Here is a 6,476-nt window from a genome sequence, read left to right as displayed (position 1 = left end):
AGCAACTCGCTGTCGAAAACTGCATAACTCATTGTTTACCAAGGAGTTTTCCGTTTCGACTGCGCCGGAAGTGGGGCGAATTATAGACTTCCAGAATCTGCCGTCAACCTTTAATTACGCCTTTCGTGCCGAAGGTGTCTTTTTGGCTTTTAATCGTGGAATTCGGCGGGCTACAGGGGGGACTCGCAACACTAATAGCAATGCACCTATAGAGGCGTAAACCGCCCACTCCTTAAGATCAGCGCGCACGATCCACAACATATGCAGCAATCCAAGCCCGAGAACCACATAGGCAAGACGATGCAGTTTCTTCCAGCCAGAACCCAAACGCCGCTGACTATAACGATTCGAGGTCACCGCCAAAGCCAATAAACACAAAAAACCAAACGCCCCGACAATAATGTACGGCCGCTTGCGCAACTCGACACCCAACTGCGACCAATCAAATCCGAGGATAAACGCCGTATACCCAATCAAGTGCAAAACCACATAAGTGAAGCACCACAACCCCAGTTGGCGCCGGACAGCAACCCACCCCGCCCAGCCGGTAAGCTTTTGCACAGGTGTCATGCTTAACGTAATTAGCAGCAGGACAAGCGTCCCCAGCCCCAACCGGTCAACCAGCACCTTGCCCGGATCAGGTCCCAGCACATCCTGCCAGGCCTGATACAACCAAAGCAGCGGCCAGACCGCAGCAGCTATAAAGACGCTAATGCGCCAAAACGGAAATCGCATCAGTAGTTCTTCCGCAAATCGAGCCCTGTATATAGAGAAGCAACTTCATCCGAGTAGCCATTGAACATCTGCGTGTCCCGCACATTAGGTTTGAACAGCCCGCTCGGCAGACGTCGCTCCCGAGCCTGAGTCCAGCGCGGATGATCGACTGCGGGATTCACATTCGCATAGAAGCCGTACTCATCCGCGGCAATGCTTTGCCAGGTGGTTTTCGGTTGATCGCTGACCAGACTGATCCGCACGATGGATTTGATGCTCTTGAAGCCGTATTTCCACGGCACTACCAAACGCAGAGGTGCGCCGTTCTGATTAGGCAACTCCCGTCCATACATACCTACAGCGAGAATCGCCAACGGATTCATCGCCTCATCCAGACGCAGGCCTTCAACATATGGCCAATCGATCAAGGCAAAACCGGAACGTTGCCCGGGCATGCTCTTGGGATCTTCCAGGGTTTCGAAGCGAATGAATTTCGCTTTGGACGTCGGCTCAACTTCCTTGAGCAAGGCCGAGATGGGAAATCCGATCCATGGAATGACCATCGACCAAGCCTCTACACAGCGAAGACGATAAATACGCTCCTCCAACTGATAAGGCTTCATGAAGTCTTCCAGTGCGTACCGTCCTGGCTTACCCACCTCTCCATCTATTACCACACTCCAAGGCTCGGTTTTCAGCGCGCCGGCATTGGCGGCGGGATCACCTTTATCGGTGCCGAACTCATAGAAGTTGTTGTAATGGGTCGCGTCCTTGAAGGGTGTGATCGCCTCATCCTTGACGTTAACCGCGCCCCATCTGGTAGAAGGCAGTTTTTCGGCAAACCAGGCAGGCGCCTTGCCAGGCTCGACATCCGCATAACGCGCAGCATCGGCGGCACTGACCCAACGCGGCAAGCCGCTAACAGCCAAACCGGCGACAGCAGCACCGAGTACATTGCGACGAGATAGATAGAAGGATTCAGGCGTGACGTCCGACTCATGGCAGTCAGACGCTTTGGGGACTTTGATCAGCATGGCAACTCCGCAGCATTGGAGAACATATGCACCAACAGACTGCGGAGTATGAGGGAAATTACATCACTCGGCTTTTTTGTGCCGACGAAGACGCAACAAGTACTGCACCGGGCCGGAAGCCGCATAAGCGAGGAAAACCAGCAACAGAATGCGTGGAGGATCACTGAAGACCACGGCAAACACCAACACCACCGCGAGGATGGCCACGAAAGGCACACGCCCTTTCAAGTCCAGCTCCTTGAAGCTGTTGTACTTGATGTTACTGACCATCAGCATGCCGGCAGCCGCAACCATCAGCGCCACCAGGAAGGACATCTTCGAGCCCTGGATGCCGTAATCACTGAACGCCCAGACAATGCCTGCAACCACGCCAGCAGCAGCCGGACTGGCCAGACCAATGAAGTAGCGCTTGTCCGCAGTGCCGACCTGGGTATTGAAACGCGCCAGACGCAACGCCGCACCGGCTACATAAATGAAGGCGACCATCCAGCCGACCTTACCCATATCGCCCAAAGCCCAACCGAATGCCAACAATGCTGGCGCAACACCGAACGCGACCATGTCGGACAGCGAGTCGTATTCAGCACCGAAGGCGCTCTGGGTATTGGTCATACGGGCCACGCGACCATCGAGGCCGTCGAGCACCATTGCGACAAAAATCGCGATCGCAGCGAAAGCAAAATACTTGCTCGCACCAATCGAATCACCGGCACTCAAGGCGCTCTGGGCGCTCATCGAGTTGATGATGGAATAAAACCCTGCGAACAGATTCGCAGTGGTGAACAGATTCGGCAAAAGATAGATACCACGATGCCGGACTTTACGGCCTTCAGCGTCATGCCCTTCCTCGATGTGCTCATCGATGGGCAGCAGGCTTTCGGCGTCAGAAGCCTGGTTTGGCTCTTCGGGACGTTCGCTCATGGACATTACCTTGCAACGGGGTGGAAAGTTTGGACAGGTGTCTGGGACGACGGTTCGGCCGCAAACGATGCAGCTTTATACCAGAACCAGCCACCCAAACGAAAAAACGCGGCCTGGGCCGCGTTTTCCGTACAAGTGCGCGACTTAGTTTTTAGCTTTGTCGACGATCTTGTTGGCACCGATCCACGGCATCATGGAGCGCAGTTGCTCGCCGATGATTTCGATACCGTGAGCGGCGTTGTTACGACGCTTGGCGGTCATCGAAGGATAGCCGGTAGCGCCTTCGCTGATGAACATCTTGGCGTATTCGCCGTCCTGAATACGTTTCAGGGCGTTGCGCATGGCCTGACGGGATTCGGCGTTGATCACTTCCGGACCGGTCACGTACTCGCCGTACTCAGCATTGTTGGAGATCGAGTAGTTCATGTTGGCGATACCGCCTTCGTACATGAGGTCAACGATCAGCTTCAATTCGTGCAGGCATTCGAAGTAGGCCATTTCCGGCGCGTAGCCAGCTTCAACCAGGGTTTCGAAACCGGCTTTAACCAGTTCAACGGTACCACCACACAGAACGGCTTGTTCGCCGAACAGGTCGGTTTCGGTCTCGTCCTTGAAGGTGGTTTCGATGATGCCGGTACGACCGCCACCAACGCCAGCGGCGTAGGACAGTGCAACGTTTTTGGCGTTGCCGGAAGCATCCTGATAGATAGCGATCAGGTCAGGGATACCGCCGCCTTTGACGAACTCGGAACGCACAGTGTGGCCCGGAGCTTTCGGCGCGATCATGATCACGTCGAGGTCAGCGCGCGGAACAACCTGGTTGTAGTGGATCGCGAAGCCGTGGGAGAAGGCCAGGGTGGCGCCTTTCTTGATGTTCGGCTCGATTTCGTTCTTGTACAGAGCGGACTGGAACTCGTCCGGGGTCAGGATCATGACCAGGTCGGCAGCCGCAACAGCGGAAGCAACGTCGGTCACTTTCAGGCCGTGAGCTTCAGCTTTGGCAACAGTCGCCGAACCTTTACGCAGGCCAACAGTAACGTCAACGCCGGAGTCTTTCAGGTTGCACGCTTGAGCGTGGCCCTGGGAACCATAACCGATGATGGCAACTTTCTTGCCCTGGATGATCGACAGGTCGCAGTCTTTTTCGTAATAAACTTTCATGAAATTCCCCTATATATCCAGGCCGTTCAGGCCATTCGCTAATTTGGTTTAGATGCTGAGTACTTTGTCGCCGCGGGCAATACCGGTTACGCCGCTGCGGACGGTCTCCAGAATCGAGGCGGTGCCAATGGACTGAATGAAGCTGTCGAGCTTGTCGCTGGTACCGGTCAATTGAACGGTATACACGCTAGCGCTGACGTCAACGATCTGCCCACGATAAATATCGGTAGTGCGTTTGATCTCGGCGCGCTGGGCACCGGTAGCCTTGACCTTGACCAGCATCAGCTCGCGCTCGATGTGAGCACTCTCCGACAGGTCGACCAGTTTGACCACTTCGATCAACTTGTTCAGGTTCTTGGTGATCTGCTCGATAACTTCATCATGGCCAACCGTGGTCAGCGTCAGACGCGACAGGGTCGGGTCTTCGGTAGGTGCCACGGTCAGGCTTTCGATGTTGTAGTTGCGCTGCGAGAACAGGCCGACTACACGAGACAGAGCGCCCGGTTCGTTTTCCAGAAGCAAGGAAATAATGTGCCGCATGATTATGTACGCTCCGTCTTGCTCAGCCACATATCGCGCATGGAGCCGTCTTTGATCTGCATCGGGTAGACGTGCTCGCTGGTGTCGACCGAAACATCAATGATCACCAGGCGATCTTTCATGGCGAACGCTTCCTCCATCTTCGACTTCAAATCTTTCGAGTCGGTGATGCGCATGCCGACATGGCCATAGGCCTCCGCCAGCTTGACGAAATCAGGCAGCGATTCCATGTAGGAATGCGAGTGACGGCTGCCATAGCTCATGTCTTGCCACTGGCGAACCATACCCAGAACACCGTTGTTCAGGATGACGATTTTTACCGGCAAACCATATTGCAGGCAGGTCGACAGTTCCTGAATGTTCATCTGGATGCTGCCCTCGCCCGTGACGCAGGCGACGTCGTCATCCGGGAAGCTCAACTTGATGCCCATGGCCGCCGGAAAACCGAAACCCATGGTGCCCAGGCCGCCGGAGTTGATCCAGCGGTTTGGCTTGTTGAACGTGTAGTACTGCGCCGCGAACATCTGGTGCTGGCCCACGTCGGAGGCAACAAAGGCATTGCCCTTGGTCACTTCGCACAGGGTTTCGATCACGGTCTGCGGCTTGATAACGCTGCCGTCGCCCTTGTCGTAAGGGAACAGGCCGCGATCACCGCGCCACTCATCCACTTGTTTCCACCAGCTGGCAACGGACTCCTTGTTCGGGGTCTCGCCGATTTCCTTGAGGATCGCGACCATCTCGGTCAGGACACTCTCGACCGGACCGACGATAGGCACGTCTGCCTTGATGGTCTTGGAGATCGAAGCCGGGTCGATGTCGATGTGAATGATCTTGGCATTCGGGCAGAACTTGGCCGGGCCGTTGATCACGCGGTCGTCGAAACGAGCACCGACGGCAAGGATCACGTCGGCATGGTGCATCGCCAGGTTAGCGGTGTAGCTGCCGTGCATGCCGAGCATGCCGATAAACTGACGGTCGGTGCCAGGGTAGGCACCCAGCCCCATCAGGGTATTGGTCACTGGCAGGTTGAGCATCTTCGCCAACTCGGTCAGCGGCGCGGAGCCACCACCGAGAATCACGCCGCCGCCTGCATACATCACAGGACGCTTGGCCGCCAGGAGCATTTCTGCCGCCTTGCGGATTTGCCCGGAGTGACCGCGAACGGCCGGGCTGTAGGAACGCAGCTTGGCTTTTTTCGGGAAGATGTATTCGAACTTCTCGGCCGGGTTGGTCATGTCTTTCGGGATATCGACAACGACAGGACCAGGACGACCGGATTGCGCGAGGTAGAACGCTTTCTTCATGACTTCCGGGATTTCCGACGCGTGCTTGATCATGAAGCTGTGCTTCACGATCGGCCGGGAGATACCGATCATGTCGGTTTCCTGGAACGCATCGGTGCCCACCATGGTGCTAGGCACCTGGCCGGAAATGACCACCATCGGAATGGAGTCCATGTAGGCCGTGGCAATACCGGTAATGGCGTTGGTTGCGCCCGGGCCGGAGGTTACCAGTACCACACCGGCTTTACCGGTGGCACGGGCATAGCCGTCAGCCATATGGGTCGCAGCCTGTTCGTGACGAACCAGGATGTGGGTCACTTCCGGCTCTTTGAACAGCGCATCGTAAACATGAAGAAGAGCACCACCCGGGTACCCGTAGATATATTTGACGCCTTCGTCACGCAAAAAGCGGACGAGCATCTCACCGCCAGATAAAAGCTCCACGTTGTTCACCTCTAAAACGCCAGAATACCGTCCACACAAAAGGGGACGGGTCTTAATAGGTTTACTTCTCAGCAGAGCATGAGCGACGGTGGTCGCCGACTACGTCAGCACTGACTGAGCAAGTATTGGGATCGTCCCAAGTGTTGCGGGCCTTTCCCACCCAGCGCGAGGTAACGCGTTGCGGGTGTAACAGGTCGGCGCGGATGTGCGCCTCATGATCTGCTGAGCGGGCCTGCTTCTGGCAGTCCCTCTACAGCGGACTTTGGATTCTTCTGTTTCGTCCTCTCCAAGTCAAGTCGTCTATGTGCTTTATTGAACTAAGCACATGAGAAAGCAAGAAAAAACCGCTAAACAGCAACTGTGTTAGCTTCAATTGCGC

6 protein-coding genes are annotated in these 6,476 nt (G+C 55.7%); all 6 read right to left on the bottom strand.

Annotated features, from left to right (window positions below; all coding sequences use genetic code 11):
* Window positions 1-114: 114 nt before the first annotated feature.
* Complete coding sequence (gene msrQ / locus AC3WP4_RS17245) at window positions 115-735, bottom strand: protein-methionine-sulfoxide reductase heme-binding subunit MsrQ (RefSeq protein WP_102616497.1); 621 nt, start codon at window positions 733-735, stop codon at window positions 115-117.
* Window positions 735-1,748 (bottom strand): protein-methionine-sulfoxide reductase catalytic subunit MsrP, encoded by a 1,014-nt coding sequence (gene msrP / locus AC3WP4_RS17240; protein ID WP_074880344.1) that lies wholly within the window; start codon window positions 1,746-1,748, stop codon window positions 735-737. Before msrP ends, msrQ begins: the two co-directional genes overlap by 1 nt.
* Window positions 1,749-1,811: 63 nt before the next feature.
* Window positions 1,812-2,669, bottom strand: coding sequence for a CDP-diacylglycerol--serine O-phosphatidyltransferase (gene pssA, locus AC3WP4_RS17235; protein ID WP_076029747.1), 858 nt, complete (start codon window positions 2,667-2,669; stop codon window positions 1,812-1,814).
* A 144-nt stretch (window positions 2,670-2,813) separates the two neighbouring features.
* Window positions 2,814-3,830: a ketol-acid reductoisomerase gene (gene ilvC, locus AC3WP4_RS17230; protein WP_007948647.1), complete on the bottom strand. Its 1,017-nt coding sequence runs from the start codon at window positions 3,828-3,830 to the stop codon at window positions 2,814-2,816.
* A 48-nt stretch (window positions 3,831-3,878) separates the two neighbouring features.
* Window positions 3,879-4,370: an acetolactate synthase small subunit gene (gene ilvN / locus AC3WP4_RS17225; protein ID WP_003176102.1), complete on the bottom strand. Its 492-nt coding sequence runs from the start codon at window positions 4,368-4,370 to the stop codon at window positions 3,879-3,881.
* Window positions 4,371-4,372: 2 nt separating this feature from the next.
* A complete protein-coding gene (locus tag AC3WP4_RS17220; RefSeq protein ID WP_074880347.1) occupies window positions 4,373-6,097 on the bottom strand; it encodes an acetolactate synthase 3 large subunit in 1,725 nt (574 codons plus the stop codon).
* Window positions 6,098-6,476 lie beyond the last annotated feature (379 nt).

Source organism: Pseudomonas sp. FW305-20, assembly GCF_058788075.1.
This window is presented reverse-complemented; position numbering and strand designations above follow the sequence as displayed.